Genomic DNA, 18,976 nt, shown 5'->3' on the forward strand with positions numbered 1-18,976 from the left:
TACCTGACTGTTTCAAATGGAACTTTCAGTCAAGAAGCCGTCTATGAATGTCTTATAGGCCATTTTCATGGTCAAAACCGCCCGTCCATGGCATAGCTCGCGGCATCCTCACGAACGCACGCCGTATCCCCCAACTCTTCCACCTCGCGCCCCGGCGAGCGTATCCCCAATGCCTTGTGCACTACGTCCAAATACGGCCGACTACCCACGGCCACGGACGTCGTCCAGCGATCGTCCCGGCTGGCACGATCCGACGCAAGCGCATCGTCTACCCACATTCGATGGCATTCCCTCAGCTCTGAGAGCGAACCCATCTCCAGCGACTCCAGCAGTGCTTGCTGGTCAATCACGCGATATCGATCTGGAGGGTCCTGGATCTCTCGATACCCACTGGCTTCCCACTCGCGCGGATGCTGCACCACCCCCGCCCGGACCATGTTCAGGTCGATGTACACCACACAACGCGCCAGATGGGGGCCAGTCTCTACCGCCGTGGCATGGTAGCGGTCCTCCCAGAACGCGCCCCTCCGGCCCTTGCGCCGGTTGTAAGTCTGACCGACTCGCCCCGCGATCAACTGCATGGCCCGCGGGATCTCGCCACGGCCCTCATCACGCACCAGCAGGTGAACGTGGTTGGACGTGACGATGTAATTCAACACGCACAGCCCATACCGTCGCCGCGCTTGATACAACCAGTACCGCCACAACCGGCGATCGCACGCGAACTTCAGCAGAAACTCCTGCTTATGGCACCGGTGCGTGATATGCCAGACATGGCCCGGCAACTGATGGCGATTCGCCCGTGGCATGGCTTCCCTCCCTGGAAGGCCCATTTCCTGGCCAAAATGGCCGCGATAAGCTCCAATCACACCCTTTCTAGACCATCTTCCTTCGATCTTTCCGTGGGTTACCGTGGTCCGACCCCGTCATTGCTAAACGGTTCGACATCACCGCGTACGCGCACACGTCCACCGCGAACACGCCCTGCAGCTCGCGAAGACGCTCCAGCACCCAGCCCCGCCGGTGCTCGTAGTTCTTGCCCGAATAGGAATCCTCGCCACACAGGAACGCGCGGCGAACACAACGACAAATGCAGTGGTAATACGGCGTCGTCTCGACCGAGACGAGCTCCTTCCTGGCTCGCGTCATCTCCGGACCCTCCCTGGTCCATGCACGCCCCCTGAAACCTAGACAGCCCGCCTCAGACCGTCAAGAAATCATGGGTGTCCTCTTCTTTTCCTGTTCCCAACGCGAAGCTCAGCCGCAGCGAAGCCGTCGGCTGCAACTTGAGGTTAGAACTCTGCTTTCACAGATTGAAGGAAGCGCGACCCGGCACGCGTAGCGAGGTAGAGCGAGCCTCCTTGTGAATTGTAGTCGAGCCGGAGAAGCCCTAACCCCACTAGCGTTTGAAGATCGTCCTCAAGGAAACGATGCTCCTGGTAGTCAATTTGCCCCTCACCATCGAGTGAGAGAAGGATCGGCGGCCTGTTAAGCGCTTCGGACACCAGAAACCCCTTTGACTCCTTCGATTCCAACTGCTGGAGAACCGAAACCGCCTGATCCGACAGCTGCTCCTCCGGCCGCACGGCCTGAGCAAGTGGACCCAGCACCTCAACATGTGCCGCAAGGGCGCTCAACATTTGATCCAAACGACCCAACTGAGCAAGTAGAACGTCCGTCCGCTCCCTGAGGAGGGCCCTTATGCTCACGCTGAGCTGCGTGTTCCTCTCGAGCTCCGCCGTAAGCTCCTGGAAGCCATGGTCGCTTAGCCACCTCAGGAAGTCATCTAGGTCGGCGCTCTCGTTTGCCCGCCGTTCTGACCGATATGTCCCCATCAGACCAACAATGGTCGCCAGGGATGTTGCCAGAGTAATGGGTTCCATTTTGCCCTCTTGTTCTAACGCTTGGCACAGCGGACGTTTCGGAGCGACGAAGGAGCGGAGAACAAATCATGGGTGTCCTCTTCTTCCACGGTCGCGCGAGAACTTCAGCAGAAACTCCCGCTTATGGCAGCGGTGCGTGATGTGCCAGACATGGCCCGGCAAGTGATGGCAATTCGCCCGTGGCATGGCTTCCCTCCCTGGAAGGCCCATTTCCTGCCCAAAATGACCCCTATAAGCTCGAATTACACCCTTTCTCGACCATTTTCCTTCGATCTTTCCGGGGGTTACCGTGGTCCGACCCCGTTATTAATGGTAGCGGTCCTCCCAGAACGCGCCCTTCCGGCCCTTGCGCCGGTTGTAAGCCTGACCGACTCGCCCCGCGATCAACTGCATGGCCCGCGGGATCTCGCCACGGCCCTCATCACGCACCAGCAGGTGCACGTGGTTGGACGTGACGATGTAATTCAACACGCACAGCCCATACCGTCGCCGCGCTTGATACAACCAGTACCGCCACAACCGGCGATCGCACGCGAACTTCAGCAGAAACTCCTGCTTATGGCACCGGTGCGTGATATGCCAGACATGGCCCGGCAACTGATGGCGATTCGCCCGTGGCATGGCTTCCCTCCCTGGAAGGCCCATTTCCTGGCCAAAATGGCCGCGATAAGCTCCAATTACACCCTTTCTAGACCATATTCCTTCGATCTTTCCGTGGGTTACCGTGGTCCGACCCCGTTATTGTCTCGGATCTTTCCGAGGCTTACCGTGGCCGAGGCTTACCGTGGTCCAACCCCGTTGTTCCTACGCGCACGAATCCTCTCCCTCGCGTCGTTGGCCAAAACTCAGATGACTGGATTCAAATGAATCAGGGTCCATTATCCAGTTCTCTATGTTCTCGAACCCAAACACCGGCCTCCCACCCAAAAACACCTTCTCGCAACTTTTATCCGGCCAATAAACCGCTGTGTGACGTGAATTCATGTGCTGAGACACAGAAACAATTTGCGGCGCCCCAGCAATCGTGTCGTTCGGCCCCGCATTACGTAACAGATCCCTCACAACCTCAAATGGTTCATAGTCGAACTGATTCTCCGACGGTTCATCGGATGATACTGACTCCAAACCGAATCTGTCGCTCAAAATACTCCACAGTTGACGTTCCCCCTTTTTAGCCCAATCACCGATGAACATACATTTCCCGAACCCCCCAAACCGCGTTTTACACTCTCTGTGCTCAAACCGGGTCTTCCCGCTCACATAATAAATTCGATCAATACAAAACTCCTTTTTAAACCAAGAGTACCCTGCGAGCAGAAATTCCGTATCCGGAACCCTAAGCTCTTTAAGCTCGGTCCGATAATACGCAAATATCGAGTTCAACAGTTTAATCACGTGCGTCCGAAAAGGAACGTAGTCAATCGCTCTGTCTTTCAAAGGAAAGTGCGAAGCAATTGATTGGGACACTTGCGCGATAAGCGGGTAAGCAAAATAAGTATCGCCTGCGAAGGCAATTGCGGCGTCGGTCCTAGGCAGTGTAAATACCTTGGGGCCTGCATCAAGGAACCCACCGGCATTCAAACGGCTGTCTGAAACGAGCATAAGCTCCTGCGCTTTTCGGTGGGTTGTCCTGACCCACGCGACACCAATGGTCATCTATTCCTCCTAATGTTCAGCCCAATACCTCGGGTGCAGAAAACAATTACGCACGAACACCCATTAGCTCTCAGGATAAATTTCGAACCCCCTTTCGATCTAACACCACCTCGTGGTCTCCCAATCTCAGATTGACCTTCTCCGCACTGCCCTTTAGAAGATCAAGGAGCTCATCACCTGACGTCCGAGGCTCATCATCTTCTACCCCAGCGAAAAGGTTCCGAGTGGTCGCATTGAGAAGCTCATGCGGCACCTCCTGAATCCCTTCATTTTTGAATTCTACCAACGTCTCGACGACCCAGCTAGCTCGCTCAACATCCAAACTCGTCTGCATCAACCTTAGCTCTTCCTTAGTCCTGCTATTTACCCACGCGGACTGCCACCGGACGAAATAAACGAGAAGCCCACCAAACAACAATGAGCCTGCTATCACCCTTAACGCCAAGAACGCCAACTCGTACGGCTCTTTACCTGTGGACAAAGAGAATGACGTTAGCGCTTGAAAGGCCACCACCAACCCAACCACCATTCCGACCCAGATACCGATATAAAGAACGTAGCGATCTCTGTTCGTTTCTTTGGTTAATTTCAACTCTTGCGCAAGGTGATCAAGCTTCTCTTTTATCTGCTCACGGATTTTTCTTCTCGAAACTTTCGCGTCCGCGTAATCTGCCGCTGCCACCCTTTCATCAAGGTCCTTTTCTTTTTGCTCTAACTCCGCATATCTAGCTGCTATTTCCTTATCGAGTCGCTCCCTCTCTCCTCTCAAAAGATCGTTGTTCTCGATAGCCTGTTGCCGCAACGATTCAGTCACTCGTTCAGTCTGCTCTAACGAGAGATTAGAAAGCTTTTGAAGTTGCTGTTCGAGGGCCGTTATATGGGGCGGCACATCTGAATCGTTGCCCGCGAGGACAGAGTGCAACGGCTTATAGGGGCGGAATTTATCGACCGCACCTTCAATAAGATCCAAATGAGACTGGTCGTCGGACAAATTCCCTGGGATCTTTAGTTCCAGCAGCGCGGTAGGGTCGTTACCTTGGCGCTTTATCGAAAACAAAACTCTCGCCGGGTTATCATTTGTAGACTGCACATGAAGGGTGATACTCAATGAGTCAATATAATAACCACTCTTACCCGAGAGTCGGTCGACTGCCTGGTCTAGCTCATCAAGGTTTTCCCGATCGATGCTGTATGATTTTCCTAGCAATACGAACGATCCAGATGGATCCGAATACTCATCACATAGCGACAAAAACGCATCTTTCGCCTGCTGCAACATAAGGCTATCGTGAGTATTTGGAATTTTATACGTATACGTCCGATCCGCCATGTCTTTACCTCATCAAGAAGCACAGGCTTAACTATTATTGCGTATCCAACTAAGTGAAAAGGGCGCCATGGGGCGCCCTTTTCATGTGGATCTTGGCCATTTCCCTGGCTCCGTTCCGTTGGGCTTGCCTCGCCGGGTCAATCCCAACTCAACGCCCCACCCGTCTGATACTCCGTAACCCGCGTCTCAAAGAAGTTCTTCTCCTTCTTCAGATCGAGCACCTCGCTCATCCAGGGGAACGGGTTGTCGGCCCCCGGGTACAGCTCGGCCAGGCCGATCTGGGCACAACGGCGGTTGGCGATGAAGTGCAGGTATTCCTCGAACATCTGCGCGTTCATACCGAGCACGCCGCGCGGCATGGTGTCGCGGGCGTACTGCGCCTCCAGCTCGACGGCATCCGAGATCAGGGTGCGCATCTCGTTCTTGAAGTCTTCGGTCCACAGGTGCGGGTTTTCGAGCTTGATCTGGTTGATCACGTCGATGCCGAAGTTCATGTGCATGGACTCGTCGCGCAGGATGTACTGGAACTGCTCGGCCACGCCCGTCATCTTGTTGCGCCGGCCCATGGAGAGGATCTGCACGAAGCCGACGTAGAAGAAGATGCCCTCGAACACGACGTAGAAGGCGATCAGCTCGCGCAGCAGCTTCTGGTCCGCCTCCGGGGTACCGGTGCGGAAGTTCGGGTCCGCCAGGTGCTTGGTGAACGGCAGCGCCCACTCCGCCTTGGTGGCCACGGAGGGCACCTCGCGGTACATGTTGAAGATCTCGCCTTCGTCCAGGCCGAGGGATTCCACGCAGTACTGGTAGGCGTGGGTGTGCAGCGCCTCCTCGAAGGCCTGGCGCAGCAGGTACTGGCGGCACTCGGGGTTGGTGATGTGGCGGTACACGGCCAGCACCAGGTTGTTCGCCACCAGCGAGTCGGCGGTGGAGAAGAAGCCCAGGTTGCGCTTGACGATGGTGCGCTCGTCCTCGGTCAGACCGTTCGGGTCCTTCCACAGGGCGATGTCCGCGTTCATGTTGATTTCCTGCGGCATCCAGTGGTTGGCGCAGCCGTCCAGGTACTTCTGCCAGGCCCACTTGTACTTGAAGGGCACGAGCTGGTTGAGGTCCGCGTGGCAGTTGATGATCTTCTTGTCATCGACGCGGATGCGCTCGGCACCCATCTCGATGTCTTCCAGACCGGTGCCGGTCAGGGCGTCTTCGTTCGGCTCGGCCAGCGGCTGGCCGGCGTTCTCCGGGTCCGGCGAGACGCTGGGCGCGGCGCCGGCGGTGCTCATCAGGGCTTCGTTCTCCTGAAAGCCCATGCCGGGGCGGACGGCGGGTTCTTTCTGGCCTTCGCCTTTGATGGCTGCGATCGGATCGTCCCAGGAAAGCATAGTGTCCCCTCCTCTTTTCGGTGGCGGCCCGGCGCGGTGGCCGGGCCTTTTGTTCAGTGCGTTGTGATCGGTGCGTGCTGCGTATTCGGTGCCCGTGGGCGGGGCCGCCTTACTGGCAGGCCTCGCAGTCCGGGTCGAGGATGGAGCACGCTTTCGGGGCCTCGGGCTCGGCCGCCTGCTGGCCGCCGGAGACGGCGTTCAGCTTGTTGGCGCGCGAGGAGTCGGCCACGGTGCTCTTTTCCACGTGGGTCGCGCCCATGGAGCGCAGGTAGTAGGTCGTCTTCAGCCCGCGGATCCAGGCCAGCTTGTACAGGGCGTCCAGCTTGGGCCCGGAGGGCTCGGCCATGTAGAGGTTCAGGCTCTGCGCCTGGTCGATCCACTTCTGCCGGCGCGAGGCGGCCTCGACCAGCCAGCGGGTGTCCAGCTCGAACGCGGTGGCGTACAGGGCCTTGATGTCCTCCGGCACGCGGTCCAGCGGCTGCACGGAGCCGTCGTAGTACTTGAGGTCGTTGACCATCACCTCGTCCCACAGCTCGCGGTCTTTCAGGTCGCGCACCAGGTACGGGTTGATCACGGTGAACTCGCCGGACAGGTTCGATTTGACGAACAGGTTCTGGTAGGTCGGTTCGATCGACTGGCTGACCCCGCAGATGTTGGAGATGGTCGCGGTCGGCGCGATCGCCATGGTGTTGGAATTGCGCATGCCGACCTTCTTCACCCGCTTGCGCAGCTTGTCCCACTCCAGGCGCTGGGTGGTGTCCATCTGCAGGTAGTCGCCGCGGGTCTCGGCCAGCTTGTCGATCGAGTCGATCGGCAGGATGCCCTGGCTCCACAGGCTGCCGGGGAAGCTCTCGTAGCGCCCGCGTTCCTCGGCCAGATCGGTCGAGGCCTTGATGGCGTAGTAGGAGACCGCCTCCATGGAGGTGTCGGCAAACTCCACCGCCGCCTCGGAGGCATACGGCACGCGCAGCTTGTACAGCGCGTCCTGGAAGCCCATGACCCCCAGCCCCACCGGGCGGTGGCGCAGGTTGGAGCGCCGCGCCTGCGGCACGGAGTAGTAGTTGTAGTCGATCACGTTGTCGAGCATGCGCATGGCGGTGTTCACGGTCTGCTCGAGCTTGTCCTGGTCCAGCTCGCCCGCCTCGTTCACATGCGCGGCCAGGTTGATCGAGCCCAGGTTGCACACCGCGATCTCGTCATCCGAGGTGTTCAGGGTGATCTCGGTGCACAGGTTGGAGCTGTGGACCACGCCGGTGTGGCTTTGCGGGCTGCGCAGGTTGCACGGGTCCTTGAAGGTCATCCACGGATGGCCGGTCTCGAACAGCATGCCGAGCATCTTCCGCCACAGGTCCACGGCCTTCATGGTCTTGTGCACGCGCAGCTCGCCGCGCGCGGCCTTCTCTTCGTATTCGCAATAGCGCTTCTCGAACTCGGCGCCTACCAGGTCGTGTAGGTCCGGGGTCTCGTTCGGGGAGAACAGGGTCCAGTCGCCGTCCTCGGCCACGCGCTTCATGAACAGGTCCGGGATCCAGTTGGCGCTGTTCATGTCGTGGGTGCGGCGGCGGTCGTCGCCGGTGTTCTTGCGCAGCTCGATGAACTCCTCGACATCGATGTGCCAGGTCTCGAGGTAGGCGCACACGGCGCCCTTGCGCTTGCCGCCCTGGTTCACCGCCACGGCGGTGTCGTTGGCGACCTTCAGGAACGGGACCACGCCCTGCGACTTGCCGTTGGTGCCCTTGATGTGGGCGCCCATGCCGCGCACGCGGGTCCAGTCGTTGCCCAGGCCGCCGGCAAACTTGGACAGCAGCGCGTTGTCGCGGATCGCGCTGTAGATGCCGTCCAGGTCGTCCGGCACGCTGGTCAGGTAGCAGCTGGAGAGCTGCGGGCGCAGGGTGCCGGAGTTGAACAGCGTCGGCGTGGAACTCATGAAGTCGAACGAGCTCAGCAGGTTGTAGAACTCGATCGCGCGCGCCTCGCGGTCGATCTCGTTGATCGCCAGGCCCATCGCCACGCGCATGAAGAACGCCTGCGGCAGCTCGAAGCGGGTGCCGTCGCTGTGGATGAAGTAGCGGTCGTACAGGGTCTGCAGGCCCAGGTAGGTGAACTGCAGATCGCGCTCCGGCTTGATCGCCGCGCCCAGCTTGTCGAGGTCGTAGCGGGTCAGCTCGCTGTCGACCAGCTCCAGATCGGCGGCGCGGCGGATGTAGGCGCCGAAATACTCGGCGTAGCGCTCGGCCAGCTGCGCCTGGGTGGCCTCTTCCGGGCGGCCGTGCACGAAGCTCAGGGCCTCGCGGCGCAGCGAGTCCAGCAGCAGGCGCGCGGTGACCTCGGAGTAGTTCGGCTCCTGCTCGATCATCACGCGGGCCGCCATCACCAGCGCGGTGGCCACGTCCTTCTCGGCGACGCCGTCGAACAGGTTGCGGCGCGCCTCGGTCAGGATCTTCTGGCCATCCACGTGCTCGATGCCGGCACAGGCCTCGTCCACCACCGCCTGCAGGCGGGCCTCGTCCAGCGGCGCCTGGGTGCCGTCGGCGCGGGTCACGTTCAGGGTCGGGGCGACTTCCTGCTCGTCCACGCCCTGCTCGGCGGCCTCGGCGGCGCGCTTTTGCGCCTGCTGTTCGCGGTAGATCACGTAGGCCCGCGCGACCTTGTGGTGGCCGCCGCGCATCAGGGCCAGCTCCACCTGGTCCTGGATGTCCTCGATGTGCACCGTCATGCCCTGGGTGCCGGCACGGCGGAACAGGCTGTCCACCACCTGGCCGGCGACCTCCCTGGAGATCTCGTGGATGCGACGGCTGGCCGCAGCACTGCCGCCCTCCACCGCAAGGAAGGCCTTGGTCACCGCGACCTCGATCTTCGAGGCGTCAAAGCCGGTGACCTTGCCGTTGCGGCGGATCACCTGGTGCTGGCCCGGGCTGGTCGCCAGGACCTCGGCCGACGGCTCGGCTTGCGGCGGGTACTGGATGCCCTCTTGGGCTTCGGCGGTCGGGGTGTCGCTGTACATGGTGGCGGCCTCACGCGTAACTGTGGGTAGTGGACGTGAAGTACTATAGATCGGGGATCGGTAAGTGCCTAGACACAATATATTGTGCCTTCTGTTCGAATAACCGGCGCACAAGCCGTGGGCAAACTGTGGATAAAAACGCCGATTCCGCGTCCCGCCGCCATTCCCGGCCAGTTCGGCCCACGGTGGATAAATCGGCGCTGTTGTGATTGAGCGGACCGAGCATTAGCAAAGCCGAACATGAAAATGTTTTATGGTCCGCGATTACCGAATCGGTATCCGCCAAGCGCATCCATCCGATGGACCCTCGCGCACGGTGTCGGTGTTGGACAAACCCCCGCCGGGTACCAATAATCCCCGCCTTATCGAACCCGTCTTGCGCGCCGTCGGTCCGACCGCCGGTGCCGGCCGTATTCATCGAATTGACAGGGAGTACCGCATGAGCGACGCCAAGGACCCATCCGACAAGAAGAGCAAGAAGGCCGAGAAAAAGGCCGGGCCCAAGGCCGCCGTCGCCACCGGGTCTGTCCAGGCGGCGACTGGCGCCGTCTCGCTCTCCGGAGGCGGCGAGACCGAGCCCAAGGGCAAGAAAGGCGGCGACGACAAGAAACCGCGCCACTGCCCCTTGCTGATCCTGGGCTCCGGCCCCGCCGGCTGGACCGCAGCCGTCTACGCCGCGCGCGCCAACCTGAACCCGGTGGTGATCACGGGCCTGGAGCAAGGCGGCCAACTGATGACCACCACCGACGTGGACAACTGGCCGGGCGACAATGAGGGAGTGCAGGGCCCTGAACTCATGGAGCGCATGAAAAAACATGCAGAACGCTTTGATACGGAAGTGATCTTTGATCACATCCATACGGTGCATCTGAAAGACAAGCCCTATCGCCTGGTCGGCGATTCCGGCGAGTACACCTGTGATGCACTGATCATCTGCACCGGAGCGTCCGCCCAGTATCTGGGCCTGGACTCCGAACAGGCATTCATGGGCAAGGGCGTGTCCGCCTGCGCGACCTGCGACGGCTTCTTCTACCGCAACCAGAAGGTCGCGGTGATCGGCGGCGGCAATACCGCCGTTGAGGAAGCGCTGTACCTGTCCAACATCGCCTCCGAGGTCACCCTGGTGCACCGCCGCGATGCCCTGCGTGCGGAGAAGATCCTGCAGGACAAGCTGTTCGAGAAAGAAAAGAACGGCAACGTCACCATCGAATGGAACCACACCCTGGACGAGGTCCTGGGCGACGACTCCGGCGTGACCGGCATGCGCATCAAGCACGCGCAAAGCGGCGAGACGAAGGACATCGAGCTGATGGGCGTGTTCATCGCGATCGGCCACAAGCCGAACACCGACATCTTCCAGGGCCAGCTGGACATGGAGGGTGGCTACATCCAGGTGCAAAGCGGGCTGAAAGGCAACGCCACCGCAACCTCCGTACCGGGCGTGTTCGCCGCCGGCGACGTGATGGATCATGTCTACCGCCAGGCGGTCACCTCCGCCGGCACCGGCTGCATGGCCGCACTGGACGCGGAGAAGTACCTCGAAGAGAACGGCTGAGTCGTGAGCGCCGAGGGCGATACCCGGACGGCCCCGCCGGAAGACCCGGCCGAGCGCATCGAACTGCGTGACGGCCTGGCCGACGTGGACCAGCCCGCCTGGGACGCCCTGACCGGCGGCACCGAGCCGTTCCTGCGCCATGCCTTCCTGGAGGGCCTGGAGCGCCACGGCTGCCTGGGGCGGCAGTTCGGCTGGTTCCCGCAGCACGTGCTGATCTTCCGTGACGGGACGCTGATCGCGGCCGCGCCCGCCTACGCCAAGACCAACAACTACGGCGAGTTCGTGTTCGATTTCGCCTGGGAGAGCGCGTGGAGCCGCCACGGGCTCAACTACTACCCCAAGCTGGTCGTCTCCGTGCCCTACACGCCGGCCACCGGGCCGCGCCTGCTGGTGCACCCGGAGGCGCCGGACTTCGATCACCTGCGCACCCTGCTGGTGCGCGCCCTGGCCACCCGTGGGCGCGAGCTGAACGCCTCGGGCGTGAACATCCTGTTCCCCAACCAGGATGATCTGGACGTGACCCGCGAACTGGGCTTGGCCGAGCGCATGGGCTGCCAGTACCACTGGACGAACGCCGACTACGGAAGCTTCGACGATTTCCTGGCCGCGCTCAGCTCGAAAAAGCGCAAGAACATCAAGCGCGAACGCCGCCGCGTTGCCGAGACCGGCATCGAGTTCCGCACGCTGACCGGGGCCACCGGATCGCCCGAGGACTGGGCGCGCTTCCACCGCTTCTACGTCGACACCTTCGAGAAGCACATGGGCATCCCGACCCTGTCGGAGGCCTTTTTTGTGGAGACGGCGGCGACACTGGGCGACCAGGTGGTGCTGTTCGAGGCAAGGCGCCCAGGCAAGGTGGGCGACGACGAGACCATCGCCGCGGCCCTTTGCTATCGCAGCCACGACACCCTGTACGGGCGCTTCTGGGGCTGCACCGAGGAGATGGCCGACCTGCACTTCGAGACCTGCTACTACCAGGGCATCGAGTTCTGCATCCGCGAAGGCCTGGCCCGCTTCGAACCCGGCGCCCAGGGCGAGCACAAAATCCCGCGCGGGTTCCTGCCCACGCCCACCTACTCCGCCCACATGATCCTGACCGAGGGCTTCGACCAGCCCGTGCGCGACTTCTGCGAACGCGAGGCCCAGCTGATGCGCACCCAGTGCGAACGCCTGCACGAACACTCGCCCTACCGGCAAGTCCAACCCGACAATGATCACCCCTGAGCCACCCCCTGTAGGAGGCCAGCCCCCTGGCCGATGGAGCCCATCCCCACGCCCAATCGCGCAGAGGGCTACGCTCCTACAAGGCCCCGCACGCCCAGCCCAACCTGTAGGAGGCCAGCCCCCTGGCCGATGGGGCCCATCCCCACGCCCAATCGCGCAGTGGGCTGCGCTCCTACAAGGCCCCGCACGCCCGGCCCAACCTGTAGGAGGCCAGCCCTCTGGCCGATGGGACCCATCCCCACGCCCAATCGCGCAGGGGGCTGCGCTCCTACGGCCGACCCAACCTGTAGGAGGCCAGCCCTCTGGCCGATGGAGCGCCACCCCATGACCTCCGGCCCGCAGATCACCCTGCCCTGGCTGGACCCGGAACACCCGGAGGCGCCGTTCCCGGACCCGGCACATGCCCTTCCCGAACCAAACGGCCTGCTCGCGGCCGGCGGCGATCTCTCCGTGCCGCGGCTGCTGAATGCCTATCGCTCGGGCGTGTTCCCCTGGTTCGAGGCCGGGCAGCCGATCCTGTGGTGGAGCCCGGATCCGCGCGCGGTGCTGGAGCCGGGCCACTTCCGGATGCACCGCAGTCTGAAAAAAGCGATCCGCAATCGCGGCTATACCGTCAGCTTCGATCGCGCGTTCGAGGCGGTGATCCAGGGCTGCGCCGGGCCGCGCGAGTACGCCGAAGGCACCTGGATCACCGCGAGCATGCAGCAGGCCTACATCGCCATGCACCGCACGGGGCACGCGCATTCGGTGGAGGTCTGGGACGGCCCGCGCCTGATCGGCGGGCTCTATGGCGTGGCCGTGGGACGGCTGTTCTGCGGCGAATCAATGTTCTCGCGCGAGCGCGACGCCTCCAAGATCGCGCTGGCCTGGCTGTGCCGCCACCTCGTCTCCTGGGACTGGCCCCTGGTGGACGTGCAGATGGAGACCGAGCACCTGCGCAACCTCGGCGCGATCACCCTGCCCCGACGCGAGTTCATCGCACGCATCCACGAGATCGCGCACGCGCCCGAGGCACCCGGACCCTGGCGGGTCGATCCCGCCCTGAGCCCGCTCGACCCCGACTGGAACACCGCCCCGTAGTACAAGCGTCGCAAGTACTCCTTGTGGGAGCGGGCTTGCCTGCGAATGGCCCTTGCCAATGTCCGACGCGGGCAGGCGCTTCGCGGGCAAGCCCGCTCCCACAACCTCTGTCACAAGGCCCCCACCACCCGCCCTTTGCACCGGCCGAGGGTGCTTTATACTCCCGGCCACTGGGGAACCGAGCGGGAGATTCGGGTGGGCAAGGCATATCAGGGGGAATGGCGGGCCATGGCGCTCAATGGGCTGCGCGCGGGCCTGCTGGTGGCGCTGGCCGCGATCACGGCGGGCTGTGCAACGCTGGCGCCATCGCCGCCGTCGGACCAGAGCAATATCTGCGAGATCTTCCGCGAGCAGCCGCGCTGGTACGACTACGCCCGCGACTCCGAACGCGAATGGGGCACGCCCATCGCCACCCAGATGTCGTTCATCCAGCAGGAGTCCTCGTTCCGTAGCCACGTGCGCCCGGATCGCGAGCGGTTGCTCGGGATCATCCCGTGGCGCCGGCCGTCCTCCGCCTATGGCTATGCCCAAGCGCAGGACCCGGTCTGGGGCGAATACCGCGAGGATGCCGGCAGCATGATGGCGCGGCGCACGCACATGAAGCACGCGACCGACTTTATCGGCTGGTACAACGCGCGCACGCAGCGGATCACCGGCGTCTCGCTGGACAACCCCGAACACCTGTATCTGGCCTACCACGAGGGCCAGGGCGGCTATAACCGCGGCAGTTACCGGAGCAAGCCGCAGGTCCAGGCGGCCGCGCGTCAGGTCGCACAGCGGGCCAGCCGCTACGAGTCCCAGCTGCAAAGCTGCGAGTCCGAGTTCCGCTGCCGCCGCTTCTACCAGTTCGGGCCGTTCTGCCGGCAGTAGCCGACCCGTCTCGGATCATCCTCCCTTATCGCGAAGTACGCAGTGACGAGGGATCGAACGCGGCGTGACGGCGGTATTTGTGGGAACCTCGCAGCCTGTGTTCCAGTCTTCCGGGACAGGCCCTTTAGCCGAGACAAGGACGCACCATGAGCGACAACCCCACTGCAGGCTTTCGCTTGAACCACACCATGCTGCGCGTGAAGGACCCGCAGAAGGCGCTGGAGTTCTACCAGCGCGTGTTCGGCATGCAGCTGGTCAAGACGCTGGACTTCCCGGACTTCGAGTTCACGCTCTACTTCCTGGCGCAGCTCGGAGAGGACGAGCCGCACCCGCCCAAGGACGGCGGCGAGGCCACCCGCTGGATGTTCAGCCAGCGCGGCATCCTGGAGCTGACCTACAACTACGGCACGGAGAAGGACGCCGACTTCCACTACCACGACGGCAACGAGGAACCGCAGGGCTTTGGCCACATCTGTTTCTCGGTGCCCGACCTGGATGCGGCCGTGCGCTGGCTCGACGAGAACAACGTCGAGTTTGTGAAGCGTCCGGACGAGGGCGGGCTGAAGGACATCGCCTTCGTAAAGGACGTGGACGGCTACTGGATCGAGATCCTCGAACCCGCCCGGCTCACCGGCCTGGGGCATTGAAAGATCTCGACTGCCCCCTATGCACAGCCGCATTTCGTGTATGATGCGCGCTGAGTAGCTTCATCCGATTTTCGCCGGGCCTTTGTTCCGGCCCGCCCGAGTACCTCCAGATGTCCGAATCCCCCTCCTTCGCCGAACTCGGCCTGTCCGAGTCGTTGGCCCGTGCCCTGTTGCAACTGGGCTTTACCACCCCGACCCCGGTCCAGGCCGCGTGTATCCCGGCCCTGCTGGCCGGCGACGACGTGCTGGGCGAGGCCCAGACCGGCACCGGCAAGACCGGCGCCTTCGGCCTGCCGCTGATCGACTCGATCGATCCCGCGCAGCGTCGCGTGCAGGCGCTGATCCTCGCGCCGACCCGCGAGCTGGCCGGCCAGGTCGCCACCGCCCTGGAGGGCTTCGCGGCCAGTATCGACGGGCTCGAGATCCTGCCGGTCTACGGCGGCCAGCCGATGGGCGTGCAGATCCGCGCCCTGCGCGATGGTGCGCAGGTCGTGGTCGGAACGCCCGGCCGCGTGGTCGACCACATCAAGCGCGGCACCCTGACGCTGGATGCGCTGCGCATGGTGGTACTGGACGAGGCCGACGAGATGCTGCGCATGGGCTTTGTCGAGGAGATCGAGTGGATCCTCGAACAGACCCCGGCCGAACGCCAGACCACGCTGTTCTCCGCGACCATGCCGGCGCCGATTCGTCGCATCGCGCACCGCCACATGCGCGAGCCGCAGGAGATCCGCATTGGCGCTGGCAACGAGGCCGGCACCGACATCGACCAGAGCTATTGCCTGGTCGACCAGCGCCACAAGACCGAGGCCCTGTGCCGGATGATCGAGGTGGAACCGGAACTGGACGCGGCGATCGTGTTCGCCCGCACCAAGGCCGCCACCGCCGAGATCGCCGAGGCCCTGAATGCCCAGGGCGTGCAGGCCTCCCCGCTCAATGGCGACATGGAACAGGGCGAGCGCGAGCGCGTGGTGTCCGATCTGCGCGATGGCCGCCTGGACGTGATCGTGGCCACCGACGTCGCCGCCCGCGGCATCGATGTCCCGCGCATCACCCATGTCTTCAACTACGACGCCCCGGGCGATGCCGAGGTCTACGTGCACCGCATCGGGCGTACCGGCCGTGCCGGTCGCAAGGGCCGCGCGATCCTGTTCCTGGAGCCGCGCAAGCGGCGCATGCTGCGCGATATCGAACGCCTGACCGGCAAGCCCGTGCGCGAGCAGAAGGTCCCGGATCGCGCTGCAGTGATCGCCCGCCGCGAGGAGCGCCTGGCCGAGCGTCTGCAGGCCGAGCTGGCCGGCGAAGCGTCGCCGCAGCTTGACGCCCTCCTGGATCGGCTGCTGGCCAACGGCCAGATGGGCGAACGCGATCTCGCCCGCGCCCTGCTCGCCCTGGCGACCCAGGGCACGCCGCTGGATGGCACGCCCAATGCCCACGATCCCGTAACGGCGGCCGCCAGCCGCCCCGAACGCGACAGCCATCGTGTGGATCGCAACCGTGACCGCGCCCCCCGCCCCAGCCGTGGCAAGGACCGCGGGCCGGAAGCGGACATGGTGCGCTACTACATGCCGGTCGGGCGTAACCACGGCATCGCCCCCGGCGCGATTGTCGGGGCCCTGGCCAACGAGGGTGGCCTGAACGGCCGCGACATCGGCCGGATCGGCCTGCAGGACGACCACAGCCATGTGGACCTGCCGGCCGCGCTGGACGAGGCCGTGGTGCGCCGCCTGGGCAATATCCATGTCGCCAACCGTCGCCTGGAGATGGGTCGCTCCGTCCCGACCCGCGACTCGCGTGCGACCGAGCGCCAGGCCCCGGCCGCGCGCAAGCCCCACGGCCCGGGCAAGCCGGCCGCCAAGCGGCGTGGCCCGGCCCCGGCCAACGGCAAGCGCCCGGCCTATGCGGCCGCCGGAAAGCCGCGCAAGGCGCCGGGCCGCAAGGCCGCCGCCAGCCGCGGTGACGGCACGCTGTCGGTCAAACGCCGCTCGGCCTGATCCCCGCCAGGACCCGCGCGCCGGCCGTTGATGACCGGCGTGCGATAACCTCAACTCAGTAGCATATCCACGATGTCGGCCAGGCAGTCCGCCAGGCCGGCACCGGGGTGTTGTGCCCGCTGTTCGTCGCCGTCCTGATACTTGCCGGTGCGCACCAGACAGGCCGCCAGACCCGCGGCGCGCGCGCCGTCCACATCCCCCGACACATCGTCGCCCACCATCAGCACCTGCTCCGGTGGCAGATCCAGATCCGCAATCGCCGCATGGAACAGCCGGGCATCCGGCTTGCCGAAGTTCTCGGCCTCCACATCGGCCGCATACTCCAGTGCGCGTACGAACGGGCCGATATCCAGCGACAGGCCATCCGCCTCGCGAAAATAGCGGTTGGTCCCCATCACCCACAGCGGTGCGCCCTCCATCAGCACGCGAAACGCACGGTTGAGCACGGTGTAGTCGAACGCGGCGCCCATATCCCCCAACACGACCACGTCCGGCTCGCCCGTGGGCACGCCCTCGAATTCGGGTTCCAGCGCCGGGTGTACCAGCAGCAGCGGGGTGCGTGACTCGGACTCAAGCCGCTCGCGGATGGCGGAGGGGGCCGTCGTCAGCTGCGCGGGCTCGAACGCGAAGCCGAGGCCGGCCAGCTTGTCGATGATGGCTGCACGCGGCTCGCGTGTTGTGTTGGTGATCAGGCGGATCGGGAGCCCGGCGGCCTGTACCCGCCGCACGGCCTCGATGGCGCCAGGGAGGGCCTCGTCGCCCACGTACAGCACACCGGAAAGGTCCAGCAACAGTGCGCGGACCTGCTCCATTCTCTCCGGCGTAGAGTTAAGCATGGGTATCCCCCTTGCCGCGGTACGTCACGCGGTATCCGGCCGGAATCCGTGTGCCCCGGCCCGGGGCACGGGTGTGCCCTTCACCCGATTCAACGCCGAATCAGGCGATGAAGCAACTCGAACTTGCCGTTGGTGTGCTCGGTCCGCCCGGCGTCATTGCGCCACTCCCAGCGGCTGTCCGGGAACAGCGCACGCATGTCGGCCATCTCGCAGTGAAACGGCGGCCCGCCCTCGCGCCCGGTCTGCATGAAGCACGCGAACAGCTCGCCGCCCGGGCGCAGCCAGGCATGCAGCTGCCGCTCGTAGGCCGCCCACTGCTCGGGCGGGATCGCGCACAGGGAGGTCTGCTCGTAGACCCCATCCACCGGCGTCTCCGGCTGCCATGCCAGCATATCGGCCTGGACGACCTCCGCCGAAAGTCCCTCCCGCTCCAGCTGTTCGCGCAGATGGCGCACCGGTGTGGGGGCCACATCCAGACCAATCGGGTAATACCCGAGGCGCGCCAGGGCCGGGACCTCGTGCCCGAAGCCGCAGCCCGGCACCACGATCCGCGCGCCTTTCGCCAGGTCGGTGATCGCCAGCCAGGCCTCCAGCGACGGGCTGGGGCCACCGCGATCCCAGCGTGTGGAGCCCTCCTGATAGCGGGACTCCCAGTCGGCCTCCGCATCCAGGACGGCGTTAACGGCGGACGACTCTTCGGAATTTTGCATCTCTCTCCTTCCCTGCGGACGATGGAACCTCTCGAGTAGTAGAGCCTACCAAGATGGAAACAACTCAATGGAGATGCCGATGGACCGCAACGACCTGCCCTACCGCATCCACCGCCAGGAACTCGGGCCGATGGAGAACTTCGTCTACCTGATCGAGGACATGGCCAGCCGCCGCGCGGCAGTGGTGGACCCGGCCTGGGAGCCGGACGCGATCCTCAGCCAGGCGCGCGAGAAAGACGTGACCATCTCCGACATCCTGCTGACGCACAGCCACCACGACCACATCAACGGCGTCGAGGCGATCCTGGAACAGTACCCCAATGCCCGGCTGCATATCCTCAAGCCCGAGGCCGAGTTCTGGGGAAAAGAGCTGGAGCGCCCGGAACTCCACCACGGCGGCGACACGATGAACCTCGGCGACACCGAGATCCGCCTCCTGCACACGCCCGGCCACACCCCCGGCTCCGCCTGCTTCCATATGCCGGCCGGCGACGACCTGATTACCGGTGACACGCTGTTCGTGTTCGGCTGCGGCCGCTGCGACCTCTCCGGGGGCGACCCGGAGCAGATGTTCCATACGCTGAACGGGCTGCGCGAGGGGCTCCCGGCGCATACCTGCATCCACCCGGGGCACAACTACGCGGAGAAAGTCGAATCGACCCTCGCCGAACAGGACCAAGGCAACCCGTTCCTGCACTTCCACGACAAGGACGAATTCGTCCACTACCGCATGCACGAACACGACCGGGTGCGCTCCACGCCCTACCACCCCATCCCACGCGGCTGAGGCAATGCCTCATGGCGCTTGCAT

The 18,976-nt window shown here is 63.7% G+C and carries 15 protein-coding genes and 3 pseudogenes; 7 read left to right on the forward strand and 11 right to left on the reverse strand.

Annotation, left to right across the window (positions count from 1 at the left end):
* Positions 1-71: 71 nt before the first annotated feature.
* The 9 genes and pseudogenes from C935_RS0105780 to C935_RS0105815 form a co-directional block, all read right to left on the reverse strand.
* Positions 72-809 carry a transposase gene (locus C935_RS0105780; RefSeq protein ID WP_018861573.1) on the reverse strand — a complete coding sequence of 246 codons (738 nt, stop codon included), beginning with the start codon at positions 807-809 and terminating at the stop codon, positions 72-74.
* 130 nt (positions 810-939) lie between these two features.
* Positions 940-1,149: pseudogene (locus C935_RS0105785) on the reverse strand (transposase); the annotation flags it as partial.
* A 143-nt stretch (positions 1,150-1,292) separates the two neighbouring features.
* Positions 1,293-1,883 (reverse strand): hypothetical protein, encoded by a 591-nt coding sequence (locus C935_RS12840; RefSeq protein ID WP_018861575.1) that lies wholly within the window; start codon positions 1,881-1,883, stop codon positions 1,293-1,295.
* 87 nt (positions 1,884-1,970) lie between these two features.
* Positions 1,971-2,069: pseudogene (locus tag C935_RS13385) on the reverse strand (transposase); the annotation flags it as partial.
* A 123-nt stretch (positions 2,070-2,192) separates the two neighbouring features.
* Positions 2,193-2,504: pseudogene (locus C935_RS12735) on the reverse strand (transposase); the annotation flags it as partial.
* Between the two features lie 183 nt (positions 2,505-2,687).
* Positions 2,688-3,539, reverse strand: a complete 852-nt coding sequence (locus tag C935_RS12845) for a hypothetical protein (protein ID WP_018861577.1) — start codon at positions 3,537-3,539, stop codon at positions 2,688-2,690.
* 70 nt (positions 3,540-3,609) lie between these two features.
* Complete coding sequence (locus C935_RS0105805; RefSeq protein ID WP_155996729.1) at positions 3,610-4,869, reverse strand: hypothetical protein; 1,260 nt, start codon at positions 4,867-4,869, stop codon at positions 3,610-3,612.
* Between the two features lie 137 nt (positions 4,870-5,006).
* Positions 5,007-6,245 carry a ribonucleotide-diphosphate reductase subunit beta gene (locus C935_RS0105810; RefSeq protein WP_018141542.1) on the reverse strand — a complete coding sequence of 413 codons (1,239 nt, stop codon included), beginning with the start codon at positions 6,243-6,245 and terminating at the stop codon, positions 5,007-5,009.
* Between the two features lie 109 nt (positions 6,246-6,354).
* The gene (locus tag C935_RS0105815) at positions 6,355-9,249 is read right to left on the reverse strand and encodes a ribonucleoside-diphosphate reductase subunit alpha (RefSeq protein WP_018861579.1); all 2,895 of its coding nucleotides are present in this window, start codon (positions 9,247-9,249) and stop codon (positions 6,355-6,357) included.
* A 439-nt stretch (positions 9,250-9,688) separates the two neighbouring features.
* Here C935_RS0105815 and trxB point away from each other — a divergent pair, with 439 nt between their 5' ends.
* The 6 genes from trxB (at position 9,689) to C935_RS0105850 (ending at position 16,619) form a co-directional block, all read left to right on the forward strand.
* Positions 9,689-10,804, forward strand: coding sequence for a thioredoxin-disulfide reductase (gene trxB / locus C935_RS0105820; protein WP_018861580.1), 1,116 nt, complete (start codon positions 9,689-9,691; stop codon positions 10,802-10,804).
* Between the two features lie 3 nt (positions 10,805-10,807).
* On the forward strand, positions 10,808-12,028 hold the full coding sequence (locus C935_RS0105825; protein ID WP_018861581.1) for a GNAT family N-acetyltransferase: 1,221 nt from the start codon (positions 10,808-10,810) through the stop codon (positions 12,026-12,028).
* Between the two features lie 324 nt (positions 12,029-12,352).
* Positions 12,353-13,108, forward strand: a complete 756-nt coding sequence (gene aat, locus C935_RS0105835; RefSeq protein ID WP_018861583.1) for a leucyl/phenylalanyl-tRNA--protein transferase — start codon at positions 12,353-12,355, stop codon at positions 13,106-13,108.
* A gap of 195 nt (positions 13,109-13,303) precedes the next feature.
* On the forward strand, positions 13,304-13,978 hold the full coding sequence (locus C935_RS0105840; RefSeq protein ID WP_018861584.1) for a hypothetical protein: 675 nt from the start codon (positions 13,304-13,306) through the stop codon (positions 13,976-13,978).
* Between the two features lie 146 nt (positions 13,979-14,124).
* Positions 14,125-14,625, forward strand: coding sequence for a lactoylglutathione lyase (gene gloA, locus C935_RS0105845; RefSeq protein WP_018861585.1), 501 nt, complete (start codon positions 14,125-14,127; stop codon positions 14,623-14,625).
* Between the two features lie 110 nt (positions 14,626-14,735).
* On the forward strand, positions 14,736-16,619 hold the full coding sequence (locus tag C935_RS0105850) for a DEAD/DEAH box helicase (protein WP_018861586.1): 1,884 nt from the start codon (positions 14,736-14,738) through the stop codon (positions 16,617-16,619).
* A 50-nt stretch (positions 16,620-16,669) separates the two neighbouring features.
* On the opposite strand, the gene C935_RS0105855 is transcribed toward C935_RS0105850, so the two are convergent.
* On the reverse strand, positions 16,670-17,431 hold the full coding sequence (locus tag C935_RS0105855) for a TIGR01458 family HAD-type hydrolase (RefSeq protein ID WP_018861587.1): 762 nt from the start codon (positions 17,429-17,431) through the stop codon (positions 16,670-16,672).
* Between the two features lie 113 nt (positions 17,432-17,544).
* Positions 17,545-18,165: a methyltransferase domain-containing protein gene (locus tag C935_RS0105860; RefSeq protein ID WP_018861588.1), complete on the reverse strand. Its 621-nt coding sequence runs from the start codon at positions 18,163-18,165 to the stop codon at positions 17,545-17,547.
* 79 nt (positions 18,166-18,244) lie between these two features.
* On the opposite strand from C935_RS0105860, the gene C935_RS0105865 reads away from it, so the two are divergent.
* Positions 18,245-18,952, forward strand: a complete 708-nt coding sequence (locus C935_RS0105865) for an MBL fold metallo-hydrolase (RefSeq protein ID WP_026278674.1) — start codon at positions 18,245-18,247, stop codon at positions 18,950-18,952.
* Positions 18,953-18,976 lie beyond the last annotated feature (24 nt).

Origin of the sequence: Thioalkalivibrio sp. ALJ3 (assembly GCF_000377205.1) — a bacterium.
Classification (GTDB): Bacteria; Pseudomonadota; Gammaproteobacteria; order Ectothiorhodospirales; family Ectothiorhodospiraceae; genus Thioalkalivibrio.